The 1177-nt window shown below is 70.6% G+C and carries 1 protein-coding gene; it reads right to left on the reverse strand.

Translation table 11 applies throughout. The features are described 5' to 3' along the window. Positions 1-14: 14 nt before the first annotated feature. On the reverse strand, positions 15-1067 hold the full coding sequence (locus L2A60_RS20485; protein ID WP_235706307.1) for a DUF7146 domain-containing protein: 1053 nt from the start codon (positions 1065-1067) through the stop codon (positions 15-17). Positions 1068-1177 lie beyond the last annotated feature (110 nt).

A 1177-nucleotide genomic window follows, 5' to 3' on the forward strand; every position in this document is an offset into this window, starting at 1 on the left:
AGGCGATCTTCGCCTTACCCCGTTCTGGCCGACGCTTCGGTGACGAATCGCACGGCATCCTGCGGTGCGAGCTGAATGCGCAGTGCCGCCCGCAGCGCGGCGGGGCCGAAGGCTTGCAGGTCCTCGTTGAAGTCGCCCAGCCTCGGAGACAGGGCCAGCGCCTCGATGCCCGACGCGGCCGCGCGTTCGGTCAAGGCTGCGAGCGCCATGTCGCCCGCGGCATCGGCATCGCGGGCGATGTAGAGCCGGCGCAATGTCGGCGGCAGCAGAAGGGCGGCAAGGTGGTTGGCCGACAGCGCGGTGGCCACCGGCATGGCCGGTAGCGCCAGGCGCAGCGACAGCATCGTCTCGATGCCCTCGCCGGCAGCGAGGACGTCCCCGGCCGCGCCAAAGCGAACGGCATGACCGAGAAGGCTGCCCATGGCCCGTCGCGGCGTGCCGACCGCTGCCTTGCCAGAGCCGTCCGGCGCAAGCCAGGTGCGGTGCGCACCGGTGATCTCGCCGTCGAGATCGGTAACGGCGGCGATCATCGCCGGCCGCCCCTGGGCCGGCGAACCGTCGTCCGGACGATAGTAGCAGCGCGGGTGGTAGCGCAGAGCGCCGGCATCGTGGACGGCCTCGATGCCGCGAGCACGCAGATAGGTCTCGACGGGCGTCCAGCGGATCGGTCGCGACATGGCGATCAGCCGCCGTGCCGCTTCCGGCGACCCGGCCAGGACGGGTGTGCGAATGCACGCCAACGCCTGGCGAGGTTCGGGCCGCGGCAGGCTCAGAAAGCGCCGCGCCTCCTCGGCGACGTCGCGAAAGTCGATGAGGCCGCAGCTCTCGCGGATCACGTCGAGAAGATCGCCATGTTCGGCCGAGGCGGCATCAGTCCAGTGACCGGCGGCGCCGGGGCCGGCGTCCGGTCCGCTGAGCCGGACGAACATCGACCGGCCGGGTGCGTTGCGAACGTCGCCCACCGTCCAGTAGCGGCCCTGCCGCCGCCCGTTGGACAGGTAGTGGCGGCAGACCGCCTCGGCATCACGGGCGAGGCGGCGCGACAGCTCGGAGGCGTCTCGGGGCATCACCAAACCCCCCGCCACGTCCTGACATTATGTTGCGTGGAAGCCGTCGATCGCCTGCGGCACAAAGCCCAACCGCAGATCCGCAACATAACTTTCGCCGCAACATGTTC

The organism is Acidiphilium iwatense (assembly GCF_021556475.1).
GTDB classification, from domain to species: Bacteria; Pseudomonadota; Alphaproteobacteria; order Acetobacterales; family Acetobacteraceae; genus Acidiphilium; species Acidiphilium iwatense.

Excerpts from the sequence above, each read along its gene's own strand:
- L2A60_RS20485 (WP_235706307.1), bottom strand. The coding sequence starts at position 1,067 with ATGCCCCGAGACGCCTCCGAGCTGTCGCGCCGCCTCGCCCGTGATGCC.